Source organism: Pseudomonas sp. Irchel 3E20, assembly GCF_900187645.1.
GTDB lineage: Bacteria > Pseudomonadota > Gammaproteobacteria > Pseudomonadales > Pseudomonadaceae > Aquipseudomonas.
Window position 1 is genome coordinate 121,482 of the sequence record NZ_FYEE01000009.1, and the last position, 21,143, is coordinate 142,624.

The following is a 21,143-nucleotide window of genomic DNA, read 5'->3' on the forward strand; positions in this document are numbered from 1 at the left end:
ACTTCTCCTGAAAAACCAATAAAGGGTGACGTCCTGGACGAAACCGCGGGCGATTATGACGAGATACCACCCGTGCGCACAGAAAAAAAATCATTCGCACTTCTCAAAACCTACAAAAAAAACGCCCTGAAAAGCCTGCCTATCAACGGAAATCCCGGCTGCGCACGGCGATACCTTCAAGCATCGCGCTCAGGTCCGTGAGGCGCCCGGCGATGACGTGGACCACGCCGTCCTTGGTCTCCAGGGTGCCCTCGACCTTGAGCAGTTGCGCCCCCACCAGCACCCGCCGCTGGCGTTCGGCCAAGTCGCGCCAGACCACCACATTGAGGTTGCCGAACTCGTCTTCCAGGGTGACAAACGTCACGCCGCTGGCAGTGCCGGGGCGTTGGCGCCCGGTGACCAGCCCGGCGACACGCACCGCCCGCCCATTCTCGACCGCCAGCAAGGCTTTGGAACTGCGGCAGCGCAAGGCGTTCAAGGACTCGCGCAACAGCGCCAGCGGATGGGGCCCCAGGGTGGTGCCCAGGGTCAAATAGTCGGCTTGCACGTCTTCGCCAACGCTGGGGCTGGGCAGGCGCACCTCCGGTTCGGCCTGCTCCGCCAAGCCGGCGAACAGGCCCAGTTGCGTCTGCACCCCGGCCACCGCCCAACGGGCGCGGTGGCGGTCGCCGGCTAAACCGCGCAAGGCGCCGGCATCGGCCAGCAGTGCCTGAGCGCGGGCGTCCAGCTGTGCGCGCTCGGCCAGGTCGGCGATATCGCGAAAAAGCGCCCCTCGGCGCGCCGCTTCAAGGCGCACGGCGTCTTCCTGGGCAAAGCCCTTAATCATGCGCAGGCCCAGGCGAATCGCCGGTTGCGCACCGGCCATGGGCTCCAGGCTGCAATCCCAACTGCTGGCACCCACGTCCACCGGGCGCACCTGCAAGCCATGGCGGCGGGCATCCTGGAGAATCTGGTCGGGGCTGTAGAACCCCATCGGCCAACTGTTTATCAGCGCACAGGCGAACGCCGCCGGTTCGTGGCATTTGAGCCAGCAACTGGCGTAGGTCAGCAGGGCAAAACTGGCCGCATGGGATTCGGGAAAGCCATAGCTGCCAAAGCCCTTGATTTGCTCGAAGATCTGCGCCGCGAAGGTTTCGCTGTAACCGTTGTTCAGCATGCCCTCACGCAGGCGCACTTGGTGGTGCTGCAAACCGCCGTGGCGCTTCCACGCAGCCATGGAGCGGCGCAGCTCATCGGCCTCACCGGGGCTGTAGTCGGCGGCGACAATCGCAATCTGCATCACCTGCTCCTGAAACAGCGGCACCCCCAGGGTGCGCTTGAGCACTGACTCCAGCGCAGGGGATGGGTAGGTGGCGGCCTCCTCGCCGTTACGCCGGCGCAGGTACGGGTGGACCATGCCGCCCTGGATCGGCCCGGGCCGCACGATGGCCACTTCGATCACCAGGTCGTAAAAGGTTTTCGGACGTAGGCGCGGCAGCATGGACATCTGCGCCCGGGACTCGATCTGGAACACGCCAATGGTGTCGGCGCGGCTAATCATGGCGTAGGTCTGCGGGTCTTCGGCGGGGATGCTTGCCAAGCTCAGTTCCAGGCCGCGCAAGCGGTAGATCAGCTCGAAACTGCGGCGAATGGCGCTGAGCATGCCCAGGGCCAGGATATCGACCTTGAGCAGGCCGACCCGGTCCAGGTCGTCCTTGTCCCACTGGATGATGGTGCGTTCGGCCATGGCCGCGTTCTCCACCGGCACCAGGGTGTCCAGGGGCTGCTCGGAGATCACGAAGCCACCGGGGTGCTGGGACAGGTGCCGGGGAAAACCGATCAGTTGCCCGGTCAGCCCCAGCACCCGCCGCAGCACTGGGCTGTCGGGGTCAAAACCGCCCTCGCGCAAGCGCTCGAGGGGCGGCGCCTGGTCGCTCCAGCGCCCGCAGCAATCGGCCAGGGCATTGATCTGGTCGGGCGGCAGGCCCAGGGCCTTGGCCACATCGCGCACCGCACCGGCGCCGTGGTAGGTACTGACCACCGCCGTCAACGCCGCCCGGCGCCGGCCATAGCGCTGGAACACGTATTGCAGCACCTCTTCGCGGCGCTCGTGCTCGAAATCGACGTCGATGTCCGGTGGCTCGTTGCGCTCGCGGGACAAAAACCGCTCGAACAGCATGTTCATGCGGCTGGGGTCGATTTGCGTGATGCCCAGGGCGTAGCACACCGCTGAGTTGGCCGCCGAACCGCGCCCCTGGCAGAGGATTTTTTGCGTGCGGGCAAAGCGCACGATGTCGTGCACGGTGAGGAAATAGCTCTCGTAGCCCAGCGCCTCGATCAACGCCAGTTCTTTTTCGATCAGTTCGCGCACCTTGGCGTCGGCGCCCTGCCCTGGCCAGCGCCAAAGCAAGCCGTCTTCGGTCAACTGGCGCAGCCAGGACGCAGGCGTGTGCCCCGCCGGCACCAGTTCCCGGGGGTACTGGTAGCGCAATTGGCCCAGCCCGAACGTGCAGCGCCGGGCAATGTCCGCCGAGGCTTGCAGCAGGTCGCGGGGGTAGTGGCGCAGCAGGTCGTCGAGGCTGCGTAGATGGCGCTCGCCGTTGGGGTACAGGCGTTGGCCGGCCTCGGCCACCGGCACATGGTGGCGAATAGCGGTCATGGTGTCCTGCAGGGCCCGGCGCCCACGCACGTGCATGTGCACATCGCCACAAGCTACCAGCGGCAGGCCCAGGCTGGCGGCCAATTGGCGCAGGCCGGCGAGGTGGCGGGCATCGTCCTGGCCGCAATGCAACTCCACGGCCAGCCACAGGCGTTCGCCAAACACGCCGCGCAACCAGTGGCCGGCGGCGTGGTCGTGGGGGCCATCGGGCAACCACAGGGCCAGCAACCCCGGCAGGCCACCTTCGAGGTCTTCGCGCAGCACCTGGTAGTGGCCTTTTTCACTGCGGCGCCGGGCCTGGGTAATCAGCCCGCACAGGGCTTGATAACCGGCAAGGTTTTCCACCAGCAGCACCAGTTTCGGGCCGTTTTCCAGGCGGATTTCGCTGCCCACGATCAACGCCAGGCTCACCGCCTCGGCCGCCTGCCAGGCGCGCACGATGCCGGCCAGGGTGCATTCGTCGGTAATGGCCAGGGCCTGGTAGCCGAGGCGCTTGGCTCGCTCGAACAATTGTTGGGCACTGGAGGCGCCGCGCTGGAAACTGAAATTGGACAGGCAATGCAACTCGGCGTAGTCCGGGGTCATGCGAACCAGCCTTGCAGCCACAACGGCCCGCCCTCGCCCACGCTGCGATAGGCCCAGCCCTGTTGGCCGTCACGGGTTTGCACCAGGTAATAGTCACGGCGCACGTCCTCCCCGTCCCACCAACCAGACTCGATGCGCTCAGGGCCCATCAGCACTCGCACCGCGCCATCGGCCAAGGCCTGGGGCTGGGCCAGCAGCCACCCGGGGCGGCGCACGCCGGCGGCGCACGGACCGGGCGGCACAACGGGGCGCGGCACCCAACTGTGTTCTGGGCGGTGGTCGGCCACCCGGCCCAAGCCGTGTACCGCGTCATCCCCCAGCCGCGCGCGCAGGCGTTCGCGCAGTTGCTCCCAGGGCAAGGATTGCTGCGGGCGCTCGTCGAACAGTTCACGGTGCTGGGGGGCAAAGGCCGGCAGGTCTTCGGCCACCAGGCGCACACCCCGCACCGGCGCCTGCACCTGCACTTGCTCCAGGCGCCCCCGGGCCAGCTCAAACAGCATGGCCGGCTCGCGCTCGGCGCTGAGCAGGCCCACCGGGATGCTGCTGTCCGGGCGCCCGGCATGCTCCAGGTGCAGGACAAAACGCTGCACGCCGCAGTCACGCCCACAGAGGAACGCAGCCAGGTCAGCGGTCAAGCGGCGCAAGGGAAACAGCAGGGCCTGATGGGACAGGACGTCGTAGTTCAACTCGATCCGCAGGTCGAAGTACTGCGGCGGCTGGTAGAACGCCAGGGCCAGGGGCCGCTCGCCGAGCAGGGTGTCCAGGTGCTTGAGGACCTGGGCCTCGAAGCGCCGCGCCAGGCTTTGCCGGGGCAAGGCGCGCACCTGATCCAGGGTGCGCAAGCCCATGCGCGACAGGGCCGTGGCCACGTCCTGGGGCCAGCCGAGGCGCTCGACCGGCATTTGCCCGAGCATGCGCTGCAACGCCGGGGCATCGGCCACGGCCAAGCCGTCATAGGCATTGGCCAGCACCCGCGCCGCCAGCGGGTTGGGCGCCGCCACCAAGCGATGACGAAACCCCAGGGCCGTCAACTCGGCCCGCAACCGCGCCTCGAACTGCGGCCAGGGGCCGAACAGGCCCAGGCTCGACTCGATCTCCAGAAGCAAGGTGCGCGGGTAGTCGAGGCTGACCTGGGAGCTGAAACGGTAGGCCCAGGCCGCGAGAAACTGTTGCCAATGTTCGATTTGCGCCGGGTCATGCTCGGCGCAGGCAAAGTCCTTGCAAAGGGCCTGGGCCGCCACCAGCGATTGCCCGGGGCGCAGGCCCAACGCCCGTGCCGGCGCATTGACCGCTTGCAGGACCCGGCGCTGGGCGCTACCGCTGAGCAGCACCAACGCCTGGTCCGCATCGGGGCGCTGGCGCAGCACGGCGTCCAGGGCCAATTGGGGGAAGACAATACACACCCAGCGCATGCCAACCTCACAAGCCCTGGGCGAAGGCGATCGGCGCCGAGCGGGCCAAGCCGCCACGGCACTTGAGGACGCGCAACTGCGCCGGGTGAGCGTCCATGGCCAGGCGCAAGGCCGCAGGCGATGGGTTGATGGCGTGGGTCAGGTCACGGTAGGCAAATGCTAGGGTCTGCCCCGTTTCGGCCGCCACCTGCAAACGGCGCAAGGCGCGGTCGTCCGCGTGGTTTGGCCAGCACAGCACCGCGGCGCAACTGCCCGAGCGCAGGCACTGTTCAGCGGCCCACAGGGCCTCGCGCTCGCCAGCCCGCACCAGCGCCAACTGCGCCAGGTCTACCCCGACGCTCTGCCACGCCTGCGGATAGGGCACATGGGGCGGCGCCACCAGCACCACCCGTTCGCCCTGGGCCGTCAGCCGCGCCAGAGTCGGCCAGAGCAAGCGTAATTCGCCAATGCCGGGGGCGGCGGTGAGGATTTCCGTCAGCGCCCCGGGTGGCCAGCCGCCACCGGGCAGGGCCGCGTCCAGCAGGCTATGGCCGGTGGGCTGGGGGCTGGCCACGGGCGCTGTTGGGCGCCCTTTCCATACCTGGCCGGCGTTGAGCAGGCTGTCCAGTGCGACGACGGCGCCCATCAGCCTTGCCTCAGCAAACCGCAAAACACCCCTTCGATGGCCAGGTCCTGGTCGGCCCGCACCACGATGGGCGCATACGCCGGGTTGCGCGGCAGCAGGCGCACGCTGCCGGCGCGGCGCTCCAGGCGCTTGATGGTCACCTCACCGTCGAGCCGCGCGACCACGATCTGGCCGTTCTCGGCCTCGGCGCTGCGGCGCACGCCCACCAGGTCGCCATCGAGAATGCCGTCGTCGATCATCGAGTCGCCCTGCACCCGCAGCAGGTAGTCGGGTGGGCGCGAAAACAGCGCCGGGTCCAGCAGCAAGCGGCTGTGCACCTCGGCATCCACCCCGATGGGCGCGCCCGCCGCCACGCGGCCCAGGACCGGCACGTCGAGCATCTGCGCCGCTGGGGCCTGGCCGAGCACGCGAATACCCCGCGCCTGGTTGGGGTTGACCTCGATAAACCCGGCCTCGGTCAACGCCAGCACATGCTTGCGCGCCACGCTCCGGGAGGCAAAACCAAACGCCTCGGCGATCTCGGCGAGGCTGGGGGGCTGGCCCTGGTTCGCGATGCGCTCGCGGATAAAGGTCAGGATGGCGGTACGGCGGGGGCTGAGTGTGGTCATGGAGTACATTTGTACTCCTGTGGGAATTCTCTGACAACTGCCTTCAGTCAGGTCAGGCTCGGGCGACGAACGTGCCCTTGCCCTGAATTTTGAAAATCAGCCCTTGGCGATGCAGTTCGGCCAAGGCCTGGCGCACGGTAATGCGGCTGACGCGAAATAGCCGCCCCAGTTCGCTTTCCGAGGGCATCTGAGTGTCTGCGGGGTATTCGCCGTTCACAATGCGCGCGTGCAGCACGTCGTACAGCTGGCGGTACAACGGCACATAGGCCAGGGGCAGGATGGGGTGGGAAAGGTCTGTCATGACGATCGCGATTCACACAAGGGAGGCGATCTTAAAGAGCACCCGGCGCGGCAAAAGTTGCCGGGTGCTGGATAAAAAACTATCGCCACGCGGGCGACAGGGGCCGTCAGGCCGGGCGCAGGGCGCGCAGGTCGAGGCGGCCGTCCTGGAGCGGCGGGCACCAGTAGTAGCCACCGGTAATCGGCCGGCTCATGCGGTACAGGCCATCGACGATGCCGTCTTCCAGGCCACTCATGCGCCGCAGTTGCACCTCGAAGGCATCCAGGGAAAAGCCGAACGCGAGGAACATCAGGCCAGCGCGGTTGCCCTCCACCCAAGGCATGGAACGGCGTACTACAAAGGCCTCGGGCGCGAAGCTTTCCTGGGCGGTGCGCTTGACGTGGGCCGATGCGGGCGCGTCGTCGAGTTCTTCGTTATCGCTTTTGCGCCGGCCGATGATGTGGTCCTGCTCCTGGCCCGGCATCGCGGCGAAACCGTCCAGGTCATGCTGCCATTGCTGGATCGCGGCGAAGCTGCCGCCCACCAGGCCCTCGCGGCCCGCAGGCACCAGCGCGGCGGCAATGGCGGCTTCGTCGTGGGGGTTTTCGGTGCCGTCTTCGTAACCGGAGAGGTCGTGCCCATTGAGGTGGCGGAAGCCTTCGGTCATCTGTACCAGGCGCAGGGCCGGGGCCAGCGCGGCTTCGACGGCGCGGCTGCGGTGCAGCAGTTCACCGCGGTCTTCGCCGTGCAGCCAGCACCACAGGGCATGCTGGGTGGAGGGGTTGTCCACGCCGACGCCGCTCATGGCCGGGAACGTGCGCAGCCCCTCGACCTGGGCGCCCATGGCTCGCACCAGCGATTCGCCCAGCCCGATCACCGCACGCTCGTTCACCAGGGGCAGCAAGCGGTCCAGTGCCGCTGGCAGCGCCGCGGTGGACTCCAGGACAAAAAACAGATGGCGCGCCTGCGGCGGTACGGGGGTGGCGAGAATGCCGGGCTGGTAGTAACTCATGACAACTCCTCTGAAAAGCCGCGCAGTTTACGCTGCACCTCACCGTTTGTGGGGTTTATGCAAGCTGCGAGGTGACGCCGGTCATGTACCCCGACCGGCAAAAGCGGCTAGGCTTGCAGCTCATACCCAGACCTGCCCTGCCCACTGCCAACCGATATCGCTCTCCTTCATCGCCAGCACCAGACACAGGGTAATGCCATGACCACCGCCGCTTTCCTCGACTCGCTGTTCCCCCGCGCCACCGACATCCCGCCTGCCTACCGCCTCGATGGTCCCATCGAGCAGCGCGAGTACCTGGTGGACGGCACCCTGCACACCTGGCCCGGCGCCCTCGCCCAGGTCCGCAGCCCGGTGTACCTGGCCGGCGAGCACGGTGACGAGCAAGTCATCCTCGGCAGCACGCCGCTGCTGGACGCCACCACCGCACTGACCGCCCTCGACGCCGCCGTGCGCGCCTATGACCGGGGCCAGGGCGCGTGGCCAACGATGCGCGTGGCCGAACGCATCGGCCATGTACAAGCCTTCCTCGCCCGCATGCGTCAGCAGCGCGAGGCGGTGGTCAAGCTGCTGATGTGGGAAATCGGCAAGAACCTCAAGGACTCGGAAAAAGAGTTCGACCGCACCTGCGACTACATCACTGACACCATCAACGCCCTCAAGGAACTGGACCGCCGTTCGAGCCGCTTCGAGCTGGAACAAGACACCCTCGGCCAGATCCGCCGCGTCCCCCTGGGCGTGGCGCTGTGCATGGGGCCCTACAATTACCCGCTCAATGAAACCTTCACCACCCTGATCCCGGCGCTCATCATGGGCAACACCGTGGTGTTCAAACCGGCCAAGCTCGGCGTGCTGCTGATCCGCCCGCTGCTGGAGGCCTTTCGCGACAGCTTCCCGGCCGGGGTTATCAACGTGATTTACGGCAGCGGCCGCGAAACCGTCAGCGCCCTGATGGCCAGCGGCAAGGTCGATATCTTTGCGTTCATCGGCACCAACAAGGCCGCCAGCGACCTGAAAAAACTCCACCCGCGCCCCCATCGCCTGCGTGCGGCCCTGGGCCTGGACGCGAAAAACCCCGGCATCGTGCTGCCCGACGTGGACCTGGATAACGCGGTCAACGAAGCCGTGACCGGGGCGCTGTCGTTCAACGGCCAGCGCTGCACCGCACTGAAAATCCTGTTTGTGCATGAGCGGGTGGTGGAGCAGTTCATCGAAAAATTCAACCGCAAACTCGCCAGCCTTGCCCCGGGCATGCCCTGGGAAACCGGCGCGGCCCTGACGCCCCTGCCCGAGGCGGGCAAGGTGGATTATTTGCAAGGGTTGGTGGCCGATGCCGTGGCCAAGGGCGCGCGGGTGGTCAACGAAAACGGTGGGCAGACCCGCGCCTCATTCTTCTACCCGGCGGTGCTCTACCCGGTCAGCCGCGACATGCGCGTATACCAAGAGGAGCAATTCGGCCCGGTGGTGCCCATCGTGCCCTACAGCGACCTGCGCACCGTGATCGACTACGTGCTGGAGTCGGACTTCGGCCAACAACTGAGCCTGTTCGGCAACCAGGCCAGCGAAATTGGGCCACTGGTGGACACCTTCGCCAACCAGGTCGGGCGCATCAACCTCAACGCTCAATGCCAGCGCGGCCCGGACACCTACCCGTTCAACGGGCGCAAGAACTCCGCCGAAGGCACGCTGTCGGTGCACGATGCGCTGCGGGTGTTTTCCATTCGCACCCTGGTGGCGACCAAAGCCCTGGATGGCAACAAGGCCTTGCTCAGCGAGATCCTGCGCAACCGCGACTCCAGTTTCCTGACCACCGATTACCTGTTCTGACCCCCACCGACGAGGACCTGCGCCCGCCCCATGATTGCCTTCCCCACCTTGCGCCTGCCGGCCTGGGCGCGCCGCTTACTGCGCCCACTGCTGGACCCGTACCGGCGCTACCGCCATGCGCGGCTGATCCATGCGATACGGGTTTCCCTGGGCCTGCTGGCGACCATCCTGCTGACCAGCGGCATCAACCTGCCCCACGGCGAATGGGCCTCAGTGACCATGCTGGTGGTCATCGGCGGCTTGCAGCACCATGGCAACATCGGCAAAAAAGCCGCCGAACGCGCCTATGGCACGCTGATCGGCGCCGCCGTCGGCCTGCTGCTGGTGGCCCAGCATGCGTGGCTGGGCATGCCGTGGCTGACCTATTTACAGATGTCTCTGGTGTGCGGCTTTTTCTCGTACCACGCCATCGGCAAGGGCGGCTACACCGCCCTGCTGTCGGCGATCACCGTGTTCATCGTTGCCGGCCACGGTGACAACCCCATCACAGACGGCTTGTGGCGCACCGTAGACATCCTGATCGGCATCGTCCTGGCCCTCGCCTTCTCCTTCGCTCTGCCGCTGTACGCGGTGTATTCCTGGCGCTACAACCTGGCCAGCGCCCTGCGCGACTGCGCCACGTTGTATGGGCGGATCGTCAGCGGCCAATCGGTCACCGACGATGAACACCTGAAACTGCTGAACCGCCTCAACAGCGCCCTGCTGCAACTGCGCTCGCTGATGCCCTCGGTGTCCAAGGAGGTGAAGATTTCCATGACCCAGCTCGATGCCCTGCAACGCAGCCTGCGCATGTGCGTCAGCACCCTGGAGATCCTGGGCAACACCCGGCCGACCACCGCGCAAGAGTTGGAACTGATGCGCGCCGCCCTCAAAAGCGAGCACCGCTACATCCGCGTGCAATTGATTGGCATGGCCCGAGCCCTGAAATCCGGCGCCGCACAACGCCTGGATCGACCCGGCAATGCACCCCAAGACCCAACGTTGAGCGAACCGATCTACACTGCCCTGGACGGCTACCGCCTACTGACCCGGCAATTGGCCGGCACGGTCGAAGACATGCGCCGGCGCCTGGGCAAAACGGCTAGGCACTGGAACATCTGAGGTCAAACGCCAGGCAGAAAAAAACCCGCCGAAGCGGGTTTTTTCATTCAATCAACGATCAGTCATCACGACCCATGATGCCGAACAACTGCAACAGGCTGACGAACAGGTTGTAGATCGATACATACAGGCTGATGGTCGCCATGATGTAGTTACGCTCGCCGCCGTGAATGATGGCGCTGGTCTGGAACAGAATGCAGACCGAAGAAAACAGCACGAAACCTGCGCTGATCGCCAGTTGCAGGCCGCTGATCTGGAAGAAGAAACTGGCCAGCACCGCGCCCATCAACACGAAGAAGCCCGCGGTGATGAAACCACCCAGGAAACTCATGTCCTTGCGGCTTATCAGGACGTAGGCCGACAAGCCACCGAACACCAGCGCGGTCATCGCAAAGGCCGAGCTGACCACTTCAGCACCGCCCTGCATGCCCAGGTAACGGTTGAGGATAGGGCCCAGCAAAAAGCCCATGAAACCGGTCAGGGCAAAAGCCGACACCAGGCCCCAAGCCGAATCACGAAGTTTGTTGGTCAGGAAGAAAAGACCATAGAAACCGATCAGCACCACGAAGATATTCGGGTAGCCGACCCGCATCTGCTGAGCGACATAGGCCATTACACCGCTGAATGCGAGAGTAAGGGCAAGAAGGCCATAAGTGTTGCGCAGGACGCGGCTAACCTCTAGCTGCTCAGCCTGCACGCCGTTATTAACTGCGTAATCCTGTTCGCGCATGGCGACACTCCTGTAGGTTTGAAACGTTCAGTCTCAAAGATCATAACAGACCCCTTGTAACAAGCGACGCAGAGAGTTTGACAGTGTGTTTCATTCGGGTATTATGGCGCCCGCAACGCAATACGGAGGTGTGGCCGAGTGGTTTAAGGCAACGGTCTTGAAAACCGTCGACTGTAACAGGTCCATGAGTTCGAATCCCATCGCCTCCGCCATTTTTGTACGCTAAAGCCCTGATTAGTCAGGGCTTTTTCGTTTCTGGGGTTTGGGGGTTTTAAGCTCTCATGCAATCGCTTCCGCACTTTTGGGGAGCATTTATGCGACCCCTGCCCTGCGCATGCCCTTCACCGCCAGATTCAGCAAACGTCTGCCCTGATTCTCCGAGAAGACGCCTGAGGTTGGTCGATACGAAAAAACCCGCCGAAGCGGGTTTTTTTCATCTTGGCCAGTACAAGTACCAAAGGCCGCCTGACCTCTTATGCATATAAACGGCGTTGGTGGCGACTGCCCGGGCAAAACCGAACTGCACGCAGATGTCCTTCGTCAGTCACGTGTGTTTGTCGAGTATGAGCCGCAAACACGGATTGAAGGCGATCTACAGCAGATGCCACCTGACTTCCCGGTAGTCGACCTTTGGCGTGTGCTCGCTGGTTCGGAAGAGGGTCGGCAATCACGTGATCAGGTAACGTTTTTCGATTCTGTAGGATTTGCGTTGGAGGACTATTCGACCCTCCGGTACATCAATACACAAGCCGAGCGACGAAATCTCGGCATCACCATCGAACTCGTTCCTTGGGCTCAGGATCCGAAGGATCTCTTCCCGTTTGCAGGCGGCTCTTCAGGAAAGGTCAAAGTGAGACGAGCGGCGTAAATCTAACCGAAGCCGCACACAATCCCCTCCAGTCACTGACAAGAGTTGGCGGCTTCAAAACTGGCTTTGGGACGGTTTAGACCTGCAGAGTTTTAGAGTTCGGGCAGGTCCATCCAGCCATTTTTGTAGAATGTCAGGAACTGATGAGAAAACTCCTCTGTTAACGCCTGCTGAGAGCTTTTGCTGGAGCGGATGACAAGGAATCCAGTATCCACTTTCACCGAGAGGGGGCGCATTTCGAGTCCCTTCCCCACAAAATCAAATGCTGTGGGTGGATCAACGATACTCACGCCGAGCCCCTGGGCAACGAGTGCACAAGCGGTATAAGACAAACTCGTTTCCAGCTGAGTGACTCGGGGGACTTGAGCCAGGGCAATCTGCACCCCAGAAGAAAAAATTGACCCTGGCCGAGGCGCGACAAATCGCTGCCCTTCAAAATCGCTCGGTGCCACGATCTCCAGCTTGGCCATGGGGTGGTTGCTGGGCATCACCGCAACCGCATCCATGTCCACAGACAGCATTTCGACGCCGTGCGGATTGATCGGTCCTTCGGCGTAACCGATATCGACTTGGCCAGCTGACACCATTTCCGCTACTTGATGCGATGGAACCCCCAGAATGCTGATCTGGAGGTTCGGTCGCTCCGGAAGAAAGTACGCCAAAAATCTCGGCAATAGCGTGTTTGCCACTGCCGGCATTGCCGCGATCCTTAACGAGCCCGCCGTGTGTTCTCTGATCCCAGATGCCAGGCGACCGATCCGATCAAGACCGATAAACGATCGCTCTACCTCGGGAATGAGGGCGTGCGCTTGAGGGGTAGGGATTAATTGACTGCCCCGCCTTTGGAATAGCGGTAAACCGACAGCCTCCTCAAAGTCCCTGATCAGACGTGTAACCGCTGGCTGTGTCACTGACATCAGGTTTGCGGCCCCAGTCATGCTGCCTGTTCGCATCACGGCGTGGAATGCCTCAACTTGGCGGTGGTTGATACGCATGATTCACCTCATAACATTTGCGCATACTTGAAGGGGGTATTTTTGATTTTGAATTATGCTCGGAGCATGCGAAATTGCAAAACATTAAACAGAACAAGAAAAAAATCGCGCCCCGCTGGCGCCAGTAGCACCAAGCATCCTGCCGTAACGCCACCCTGATAAGCGCGCTGTCGCCTGTGGAGTAATACCGTGAATTTCTTAGAAATAATGAACTTCGGTGACCAGGGATGGGCAACCGATATGTTGCTCGCCGCCTTGATGACGTGCGCGATATCGGTCTGCGGATTCCTATGTGGATCGGTCATCGGCTGCCTTGGCTGCTGGGCAAAGCTGTCACGGTCTTACCTCTTGAGATGGCTGGCCGACGTGTACACCACTGTGCTACGTGGGGTACCTGACCTCTTAGTCATCTACCTCTTTTACTTTGGCAGCAGCATGGTGCTGACCCAGTTGGCTCAATCCCTAGGACTCAAAGGATTCGTGGGGCTGCCCGGATTTTTCGTGGGCGTAGTGGCTATCTCTGTAATCAGTGGCGCTTACCAGCTGGAGGTACTTCGCGGTGCAGTGAACAGCGTTGCAATCGGTAGCATCGAGGCGGGCCGATCAATAGGCCTCAGCAAATTCAAGCTGTTCTCACTGATTATTGCCCCCCAAGCGTTGAGGCTTGCTCTACCAGGCCTTGGCAACGTTTGGCTACTGGTCCTGAAAGACTCTGCCCTGATCAGCGTTGTTGGGCTCGTAGAGCTGATGCGCCAATCGCAGATAGGCGCAGGTGCAACCCATCAACCCTTCCTTTTTTACTGCACTGCCGCTGCCCTGTATTTCGTCATCAGCGCATTCAGCAGCCATTTGATTGCGCGGCTTGAGCACAAGCTTGATAAGCCGATGAGGAGAGCATGATGGACTTCGCATTTCTGCTTGAGTGCTTCAAACGACTACTGGCTGGCGTCCCCCTTACACTGGGTTTATCGCTGTTTTCCTGCGCTATCGGCTTGATCCTGGCTTCAGTTATCTGCGCCATGCGCCTGTCAAAAAAAGTGTGGCTGGATTATCCCGCCCGGGGTTTTGTTTCCATATTCCGCGGCACTCCACTGCTGGTTCAGTTGTTTGTTATTTACTACGGTCTGGGCCAGTTCACTTGGCTACGTGAGAGTTTCGCTTGGGCCTACCTCAGAGAGGCTTACTGGTGCGTTCTCGCGGCACTGGCCTTGAACACTGCAGCCTATACCAGCGAGATCCTTCGGGGAGGCATCAATTCCGTCCAGCACGGACAAATTGAGTCGGCACTGTCCGTTGGCTTGCGTAAGGATCAAATCTGGCGGTGTGTAATTCTCCCGCAGGCGTGGCGCCAAATGTTGCCTGCTTACGGAAACGAAATAATCCTACAAATCAAATCTACCTCACTTGCTTCGATTGTCACGCTAATGGAGGTGACAGGTATTGCAGCAAAGTTGGTGTCGCAAAGTTATCGGCCTATCGAAGTCTTCGTATGTGCCGGTGCGTTATACCTGCTGTTCAATTTTGTAGTAACTCGTGCAGTAACACTGATGGAATCCCGGCTTACACGGGGTATGCGGCGTTGAAGAAGTTAGCAGCATAAATCTGCCAAATCTGAATTGAGGAAGCTTGCTATGCAATTTAAGAACTTGATGTTGAGTGCGGTATTGTTTTCCAGCGTATGCGCATCGTTCGCCAACGCTGAAGATTCCCAAGTCATCAGAATTGCCACAGAAGGCGCGTATGCACCCTGGAACTTTGTTAAACCAGGTGGGCAACTCGACGGCTTCGAGATCGAGCTGGCTCGGGACCTGTGTGATCGCATGAAGGCTAAGTGTGAGATCTCTGCGCATGATTGGGACGGGTTGATTCCATCACTGAACGGAGGGCAAATCGACGCAATCATGGCAGGCATGAGTATTACGCCTAAGCGCCAAGAGGTAATCGGTTTCAGTCGCACGTACGCAGCTCCACTCAACGGCTTTCTAGTGCTTGATAACAGCAGCCTCGCCAAGCTGCCTGGCGACGCTAAAAGCATCAATCTCGATAAAGACGAGACAGGGGCTGAGGCTCTCATCAACCAGATGGCGCCCCACCTCAAAGGCAAAGTAATCGGCGTACAAGGATCGACTACCGCTTCTGCCTTCGCTGAAAAATATCTTTCGAAGGTCGTCGAAGTTCGCGAGTACAAGACCGTTGATGCTCACAACATGGATTTGATGAGTGGTCGCATCGATGCGGTATTGGCTAACGCTGTCGTTCTCAAACTCGCAACTCAGGATCCGTCGCTGAAAGGCACGAATATGGCTGGCCCGATATTTTCCGGCGGGGTTTTTGGTCCTGGTATCGGCATTGGGCTGCGAAAGTCTGATACGGCCTTGAAGGCGAAGTTTGATGAAGCCATCACAGCGGCAGTCAACGACGGCACGGTGAAGAAGCTTTCTGAAAAATGGCTGAAATTCGACGTAACTCCATTGGAGTAAGAGCGAATATTCCAGGCTGAGCGGAGCGGCAACTTATGAGTGGTGTAACGATCGTTGTGGGCGGTGGATTGGTCGGTTTGGCGACTGCCTACGGCCTTGCCGACAGGGGACAGAAAGTTCTGCTGTTGGATCAAGGGGATACTGCCCTTCGAGCGGCACGAGGGAATTTCGGCCTTGTTTGGGTGCAGGGTAAAGGCTATGGGATGCCCGCCTATGCACGATTGACGCTCCGTTCTGCAGCAATGTGGCCCCGCCTTGCCAACGACCTGTTGGCCGAGACAGGAATCGACGTACACCTGCGCCAGCCGGGAGGGTTCAGTCTTTGTTTAACCCAAGAGGACATGGTTGAAGAGGCGGGTCAATTGCGCTGGTTGCGCGAGGCGCTGGAGGGCAAGTATCGATTTGAAGAGCTGGGCCCTGAAGAGCTGCGACGGCGGCTGCCTGGCGTGGGGCCAGATGTTGTGGGGGCTTGCTACAGCCCTGACGATGGTCACACCAATCCACTCTTGCTCCTAAGGGCGCTCACCTCAGCGGTTCAACAACGTGGGGTGAGCCTAGAAACCGGTTGTGAGGTCCAAAAGATCGAGAGCACTGGGTCGGGTTACCGGTTGACGGGTAACGGCCGGACATGGGAGGGAGACCGCGTTGTGTTGGCCGCTGGGCTAGGTAATCAATCCTTGGCACAGCAGGTCGGCATATCCCTTGGCTTGTCTCCAAATCGTGGACAAATCCTGATAACCGAGCGTCTGCCTCATTTTCTGGATTACCCCACCAACTACGTTCGTCAGACCAGCGAAGGAACCGTGCAGCTTGGGTATTCCAATGAATCCACAGGCTTGAATGACGGCGTTAGTGCCAACGTGATGTCAGACATTGCCCGACGTGCAGTTGCCTGTTTTCCGAGGCTCGCCAACGTTCAACTAGTTCGCGCGTGGGGTGCGCTCAGGGTGCTCACGCCTGACGGCTTTCCCATTTACCAAGAGTCTCCAAGCTTTCCAGGCGTCTTTGCGCTTACCTGCCACAGCGGTGTGACGCTGGCAGCAGTACATGCCTATGAAGTGGCGCCATGGATTGCGGGCGGGCCGGCACCGGACGAGCTCCAAGTATTCAGCGATCAGCGGTTCAAGAACCCTGACTATAAGGTGAACAGCAATGGCCACTAGCCCGTTGTTTCGATCTCTGGATGCCAGCACATCCGAGGTTCTCATTGAGTTCGATGGAAAGCAGATCAGCGTCGCGGACGACACGAATTTGGCGGCGGCTCTTCTCGAAGCTGGCGTAGATGTCACCCGAAAAACCGCCGTGAGCGGGGCCCCTCGTACGGCCTACTGCATGATGGGTGTCTGTTTTGAATGCTTGGTTGAAATCGACGGGGTTTCGAGACAGGCCTGTCAGGTCCGGACTCATGCGGGTTTGAAGGTCACAACCCATTCTCTAGCAGCGACCAAAGGTGGCACCCATGACTGACCATGTGCAGGCAATAGTTTTGGGCGCTGGGCCTGCTGGCATCGCGGCCGCAATGCGTCTTCACGCTGAAGGCGTGAAGGTATTGGTTCTGGATGAACAGGCGACACCAGGTGGCCAGATCTATAGAGAAGTAAGCCTCGCCTCACCTAAACGTAAAGAATTGCTAGGCAAGGACTATGCGGCGGGAAGCCTAGCGGTAGCCTCCTTCATAAAAAGCGGGATCGACTATGTTCCGAATGCGTCGGTGTGGCTTGTAACGGCTGAACGCGAAGTGCACTTTCGTGTTGCGGGGGTGACTCGTGTCATATCTGCAGAGCGCATCTTGTTCTGCAGTGGCGCTTATGAACGCCCCATGCCGGTTCCCGGTTGGACCCTCCCTGGTGTCATGACGGCGGGTGCAGGCCAAATTCTTCTGAAAACCGGAGCGCGTGTACCCAATGGAGCTGTAGTGCTCTCGGGTACAGGTCCGTTGCTCTACCTGCTGACTGTTCAATACTTGAAAGCCGGTGTGAAAATCAAAGCACTCGTGGATACGAGCGCTCGCAGCGACTTGATGGCAGCAGCTCGCTATTTGCCTGCTGCGCTGCCTGCCTGGAAGCAGCTCTTCAAAGGCATCTCTTTGATGGCTCAAATTCGACGGGCAGGCATCGATTGGTACCAGGGTGCGACCGACATCCAGATTGAGGGCAAGGTCAAAGCGCAGGCCATCAGTTTTACCCACAAAGGAGCACAGTGCCGGGTGGATTGCGACCTTGTGCTGCTGCATCAGGGCGTAGTTCCTAATACTCATCCGACACTGTCCATCGGAGCGGAACATCAGTGGGATGAGGGCCAAGTCTGCTGGGTCACCAAACAGGATCAGTGGGGAGCGTTGAGCGTTCCCGGTTTTTTCATCGCAGGGGATGGAGCTGGTGTGAATGGCGCCGAGGCCGCTGCTTTACAGGGGCGACTCGCGGGGCTAGGCATTGCAATATCGCTAGAAAAATTGACCTCGAAAGCTGCCGAATCAGAAGCGCAAACAATCCGTCGCTCCTGGGAAAAAATCCGCTGTATTCGTCCGATGCTGGAACGACTGTATAGACCTATCCAGAGTCTCCAGCTCCCGGCCGATGACACCATCATTTGCCGATGCGAGGAGGTCACTGCAGGCGCGGTTCGCCAATACGCAGCGCTGGGGTGCCTGGGTCCGAACCAAGCGAAAGCATTTGGCAGATGCGGGATGGGTCCCTGCCAAGGCAGGCAGTGCGGATTGTCCGTGACACAGATTCTGGCGGATGCCCGGCAGGTTTCGCCTTCCGAGGTCGGCTATTACCGAATCCGTCCTCCACTCAAGCCGATCACACTCGCCGAGTTGGCCAACGAAAAATAACCATGGAGCACACCTATATGACTTCAATCAATCGTATAGAAAGCAATGCCCGTTTGAGCCGAGCGGTCATTCACAATGGCGTCGTATACCTCGCAGGTATTACTGCTACCGATTGTACTCAGGACATTCGAGGCCAAACACGCGAAGTTCTAGCAAAAATCGACGAGCGCCTGAGCCAAGCCGGTAGCGATAAGGATCATATTTTGTCGGCGCAGATCTGGCTCGCCAATATTGTTCAGGACTTCGATCCGATGAATGATGAATGGAGCAAATGGCTTGGATCGGCTGGCCGTCCCGCTCGTGCAACATGTCAGGTAGCTTTCGACGAGCCGTCATTATTGATCGAAGTGATCATCACCGCTGCCACTCGGTAAAAACTGAAAGTTGCTCTGCAGGGATCAGAGCAATTCATTTCATCGTCAACCAGCACTATCCAGCGCCTAGCAGAACGTGATGTGCGCAGAGATAGAGAACAAGGTGTCTTATGTCCATCTCCTCAGAAGCGACATCCCGGAAAGTAGAAACTAATTCTCAGTCTTTCAATAACCGCGGAGCTGAGCCAAAACTCAGCATTTCAGGCCTCTGCAAACACTATGGAGAACATCAAGTTCTTCGTGGTGTATCACTACATGCTGATAAAGGTGATGTGATTAGTCTTATCGGTGCTAGCGGTTCGGGAAAAAGCACCCTTCTGCGTTGTGTGAATTTCCTTGAACAGCCGGACGCTGGAAAAATCCAGTTGGATGATTATTGCTTGGAGATTGGAGGTGCTGCTGGTAAACACAGCCTGCCTAAGGCCAGAGAACTCCAAAAGCTTCGTTCAAGGCTGGCGATGGTATTTCAGAACTTCAACCTGTGGAGCCATATGACGGTCCTGGACAATGTGTGCCTTGGCCCTCAAAAGGTATTAGGTGTATCTCGACAGGAAGCGGTTGAGCGCGCTGAGAGGTATCTCGAAAGAGTAGGTCTTCCATCCCGTACGACCCAGCAGTATCCATCAACGCTTTCTGGTGGTCAGCAGCAACGCGTTGCTATTGCGAGAGCGCTGGCGATGGAGCCCGAGGTGCTGCTTTTTGATGAGCCGACTTCAGCGCTTGATCCAGAGTTGGTCGGAGAGGTGCTCAAGGTCATAAAGTCGCTCGCCGAAGAAGGTAGAACCATGTTGATGGTTACGCATGAAATGGCCTTTGCACGTCAGGTTTCAAGCAAGATTGTACTCCTTCATCAAGGATTAATTGAGGAAGAAGGAGATGCCTCCATTCTCGACGCGCCGCAAAGTGAAAGACTGCAGAAATTTCTGGCCAATAGCTTGAAATGATCTTTAGCCAAAGCGTTGTAACTTGCCCGATAGGCATTGATAGCCTGTCAATAAAGCTGGAATTTTCTTGTTTGTATCGTGCAGGGATTTCAACTTAAAGACGCTGCGATAGCCGAATCGTCATTCACAATGGAGTTGCATGGATCAGCGGCATCGTCGCCGCTGATTGCAGTGAACACATTAGGGGCCAGACGAAACAAGTGCTGGAGCGACTCGTGTAACTTCTGAAGCAGGCAGGAAGCAACCGTTCACGGATATTGAGCGCTCAAGTCTGGATGAAAGACATGGCAGCTAACTTCGACATAATGAATGAGGCTTGGAGTCAGTGGTTTTCACCCAACGAAACGCCTGCGCGAGCAGCAGAGCAAATTGGTTTTGACGCCGAACAGATTCGACTTGAACTGATTGTGTTCGCTGCACAGTCGTTAACGGTGGGCTGATGGACGACTAGTTTTCGTCATTGCCCCACTTACGTAAATGGACATCAATATCGTCGTACCGCATCGGTGGTACTTGCATAGCATCATCCAACAAAACAAGAAAGAGAGAGAATGTCATGCGCTTTAAAAATAGCATTAAAACAATCGGGCTTGCTGCGTTGATTGCTATGACTGGTCTAGCTCAAGCTAGTGAGAGGACATTGCGCATTGGCATTGAAGCAGCCTATCCGCCATTTGCTTACAAAACCCCCGACAATAAATTGGTCGGTTTTGACTATGACATTGGTCAAGCATTGTGCGCAAAAATTAACGCAACATGCCAATGGATAGAAATCGAATTTGACGGCCTGATTCCATCACTTAAGGTCCGTAAAATTGATGCAGCTATTTCCTCAGTGTCAATCACTGAAGAACGTTTGAAGTCCGTTGACTTCACGACAAGCTATTATCGCTTACCCGCCAAGCTTGTCACACGCAAGGACAGCGGCATAAATACTGTACCTGGAGATCTGGCCGGCAAGCGGATTGGTGTGCAACGGGCCTCGAACTTTGAACGCTACGCGATGGAAAAATTTGAACCGGCTGGTGCACAGATCATCAAATATGGCAGCCAGAACGAAGTGTTTCTCGATTTGGTGGCCGGTCGACTTGATGCGTCCCTCGCTGGTTCTATTGTTATCGACGAAGGTTTGTTGAAATCACCAAACGGTGAGGTTTATCACATGCTGGATCAGAACTTTACCGATGAGCATTACTTCGGTACTGGAGCAGGGATTGCAGTACGTAAAAATGATCCTTTGGCGGGTGAGCTGAACAAAGCCTTAGCAGAGATGAAATCTGATGGGACGTATGACCAAATTCGTAAAAAATATTTTGCATACGATATTTCAGAAAGCAACTGATCCAGCTGGAGAAAAGAATGAAACTTGACAAAATCGAGTAGTTTGCATTGAGGCAACTCTTCAGTGCAGATGACACGTCAGGTCAGGTGACGCCAGCATTTCGTTACCAAGTAAAAGAGCGAAGGATTACCGAGGCGGGGTTCTTCTCCATATTGAAATGCCTTCAACCGTCAGTGCATATTCAGCCATTGCAAGAGGTAAGCAAGTCTTTTAGTCACCCTCGATTGAAAAGAGGGGGGATGTTTGTTTGCTGGGTTGAGCATGATTTGACACTTTGTCTGGAAGGCGTCGCAAAGAACAGAAACTGGCCTCCTGAACTTATACCCAAAGCATTGCAGGTACCTAATAGAAATTGAGTTTTCTACATAGCACTTGTGTGAACTTTCGATGCACGCAAGGGCTTCTCTATGTCTGTTTTAGGCGCACATTCGTCTGGAGCTTATCGTCGTCGCAGCCGTGAAGACCTGAGTTAGACACGTATGTGTTCTG

Annotated in this window: 19 protein-coding genes, 1 tRNA gene and 2 pseudogenes; 14 read left to right on the plus strand and 8 right to left on the minus strand. The window is 59.3% G+C overall.

Translation table 11 applies throughout. From position 1 onward, the window contains the following. Window positions 1-142 precede the first annotated feature (142 nt). The 6 genes and pseudogenes from CKW13_RS17195 to CKW13_RS17220 all read right to left on the minus strand — a co-directional run bounded on the left by CKW13_RS17195 (window position 143) and on the right by CKW13_RS17220 (window position 7,160). Complete coding sequence (locus CKW13_RS17195) at window positions 143-3,244, minus strand: error-prone DNA polymerase (protein ID WP_218192058.1); 3,102 nt, start codon at window positions 3,242-3,244, stop codon at window positions 143-145. Beyond that, window positions 3,220-4,635, minus strand: a complete 1,416-nt coding sequence (locus CKW13_RS17200) for a DNA polymerase Y family protein (RefSeq protein ID WP_095109794.1) — start codon at window positions 4,633-4,635, stop codon at window positions 3,220-3,222. Before CKW13_RS17200 ends, CKW13_RS17195 begins: the two co-directional genes overlap by 25 nt. A gap of 7 nt (window positions 4,636-4,642) precedes the next feature. Then, window positions 4,643-5,260 (minus strand): translesion DNA synthesis-associated protein ImuA, encoded by a 618-nt coding sequence (gene imuA, locus CKW13_RS17205; RefSeq protein ID WP_095109795.1) that lies wholly within the window; start codon window positions 5,258-5,260, stop codon window positions 4,643-4,645. Further along, window positions 5,260-5,877 (minus strand): transcriptional repressor LexA, encoded by a 618-nt coding sequence (gene lexA, locus CKW13_RS17210; protein ID WP_095109796.1) that lies wholly within the window; start codon window positions 5,875-5,877, stop codon window positions 5,260-5,262. The genes imuA and lexA overlap by 1 nt, the downstream gene beginning before the upstream one ends. A 49-nt stretch (window positions 5,878-5,926) precedes the next feature. Further along, window positions 5,927-6,169 (minus strand): annotated as a pseudogene (locus CKW13_RS17215) (GntR family transcriptional regulator); the annotation flags it as partial. Between the two features lie 106 nt (window positions 6,170-6,275). After that, the gene (locus CKW13_RS17220; RefSeq protein WP_095109798.1) at window positions 6,276-7,160 is read right to left on the minus strand and encodes a Dyp-type peroxidase; all 885 of its coding nucleotides are present in this window, start codon (window positions 7,158-7,160) and stop codon (window positions 6,276-6,278) included. A gap of 198 nt (window positions 7,161-7,358) precedes the next feature. On the opposite strand from CKW13_RS17220, the gene CKW13_RS17225 reads away from it, so the two are divergent. Together CKW13_RS17225 and CKW13_RS17230 are read left to right on the plus strand one after the other, a co-directional pair. After that, entirely contained in the window at window positions 7,359-8,984 is a 1,626-nt protein-coding gene (locus tag CKW13_RS17225) for an NADP-dependent glyceraldehyde-3-phosphate dehydrogenase (RefSeq protein ID WP_095109799.1), read from the plus strand. Window positions 8,985-9,014: 30 nt separating this feature from the next. After that, window positions 9,015-10,085, plus strand: a complete 1,071-nt coding sequence (locus CKW13_RS17230; RefSeq protein ID WP_095109800.1) for an FUSC family protein — start codon at window positions 9,015-9,017, stop codon at window positions 10,083-10,085. Between the two features lie 58 nt (window positions 10,086-10,143). On the opposite strand, the gene CKW13_RS17235 is transcribed toward CKW13_RS17230, so the two are convergent. Beyond that, window positions 10,144-10,815, minus strand: coding sequence for a Bax inhibitor-1/YccA family protein (locus CKW13_RS17235; protein WP_095109801.1), 672 nt, complete (start codon window positions 10,813-10,815; stop codon window positions 10,144-10,146). Between the two features lie 124 nt (window positions 10,816-10,939). Here CKW13_RS17235 and CKW13_RS17240 point away from each other — a divergent pair. Together CKW13_RS17240 and CKW13_RS17245 are read left to right on the plus strand one after the other, a co-directional pair. Beyond that, window positions 10,940-11,027, plus strand: a tRNA-Ser gene (locus CKW13_RS17240). A 257-nt stretch (window positions 11,028-11,284) separates the two neighbouring features. Then, window positions 11,285-11,683 (plus strand): annotated as a pseudogene (locus CKW13_RS17245) (ornithine cyclodeaminase); the annotation flags it as partial. Window positions 11,684-11,775: 92 nt separating this feature from the next. Here CKW13_RS17245 and CKW13_RS17250 read toward each other — a convergent pair. Then, a complete protein-coding gene (locus CKW13_RS17250) occupies window positions 11,776-12,678 on the minus strand; it encodes a LysR substrate-binding domain-containing protein (RefSeq protein WP_095109802.1) in 903 nt (300 codons plus the stop codon). 189 nt (window positions 12,679-12,867) lie between these two features. Between CKW13_RS17250 and CKW13_RS17255 the strand changes: the two genes are divergently transcribed. The 10 genes from CKW13_RS17255 (at window position 12,868) to CKW13_RS17300 (ending at window position 20,654) form a co-directional block, all read left to right on the plus strand. Continuing rightward, the gene (locus CKW13_RS17255; protein WP_256576611.1) at window positions 12,868-13,578 is read left to right on the plus strand and encodes an ABC transporter permease; all 711 of its coding nucleotides are present in this window, start codon (window positions 12,868-12,870) and stop codon (window positions 13,576-13,578) included. Beyond that, window positions 13,578-14,261 (plus strand): ABC transporter permease, encoded by a 684-nt coding sequence (locus CKW13_RS17260; protein ID WP_095109803.1) that lies wholly within the window; start codon window positions 13,578-13,580, stop codon window positions 14,259-14,261. Before CKW13_RS17255 ends, CKW13_RS17260 begins: the two co-directional genes overlap by 1 nt. A 48-nt stretch (window positions 14,262-14,309) precedes the next feature. Continuing rightward, entirely contained in the window at window positions 14,310-15,158 is an 849-nt protein-coding gene (locus tag CKW13_RS17265) for a lysine/arginine/ornithine ABC transporter substrate-binding protein (protein WP_095109804.1), read from the plus strand. 35 nt (window positions 15,159-15,193) lie between these two features. Next, the gene (locus CKW13_RS17270) at window positions 15,194-16,321 is read left to right on the plus strand and encodes an FAD-binding oxidoreductase (RefSeq protein ID WP_095109805.1); all 1,128 of its coding nucleotides are present in this window, start codon (window positions 15,194-15,196) and stop codon (window positions 16,319-16,321) included. Continuing rightward, window positions 16,311-16,625, plus strand: coding sequence for a (2Fe-2S)-binding protein (locus CKW13_RS17275; RefSeq protein WP_095109806.1), 315 nt, complete (start codon window positions 16,311-16,313; stop codon window positions 16,623-16,625). The genes CKW13_RS17270 and CKW13_RS17275 overlap by 11 nt, the downstream gene beginning before the upstream one ends. Further along, window positions 16,618-17,994 carry an NAD(P)/FAD-dependent oxidoreductase gene (locus tag CKW13_RS17280; RefSeq protein WP_095109807.1) on the plus strand — a complete coding sequence of 459 codons (1,377 nt, stop codon included), beginning with the start codon at window positions 16,618-16,620 and terminating at the stop codon, window positions 17,992-17,994. Before CKW13_RS17275 ends, CKW13_RS17280 begins: the two co-directional genes overlap by 8 nt. A 17-nt stretch (window positions 17,995-18,011) precedes the next feature. After that, window positions 18,012-18,368, plus strand: a complete 357-nt coding sequence (locus CKW13_RS17285; protein WP_095109877.1) for a RidA family protein — start codon at window positions 18,012-18,014, stop codon at window positions 18,366-18,368. Window positions 18,369-18,478: 110 nt separating this feature from the next. Beyond that, window positions 18,479-19,312, plus strand: coding sequence for an ABC transporter ATP-binding protein (locus CKW13_RS17290; RefSeq protein WP_095109808.1), 834 nt, complete (start codon window positions 18,479-18,481; stop codon window positions 19,310-19,312). 224 nt (window positions 19,313-19,536) lie between these two features. Beyond that, complete coding sequence (locus CKW13_RS17295; RefSeq protein WP_256576616.1) at window positions 19,537-19,752, plus strand: Rid family hydrolase; 216 nt, start codon at window positions 19,537-19,539, stop codon at window positions 19,750-19,752. A gap of 116 nt (window positions 19,753-19,868) precedes the next feature. Then, the gene (locus CKW13_RS17300; RefSeq protein WP_095109809.1) at window positions 19,869-20,654 is read left to right on the plus strand and encodes a transporter substrate-binding domain-containing protein; all 786 of its coding nucleotides are present in this window, start codon (window positions 19,869-19,871) and stop codon (window positions 20,652-20,654) included. Window positions 20,655-21,143 lie beyond the last annotated feature (489 nt).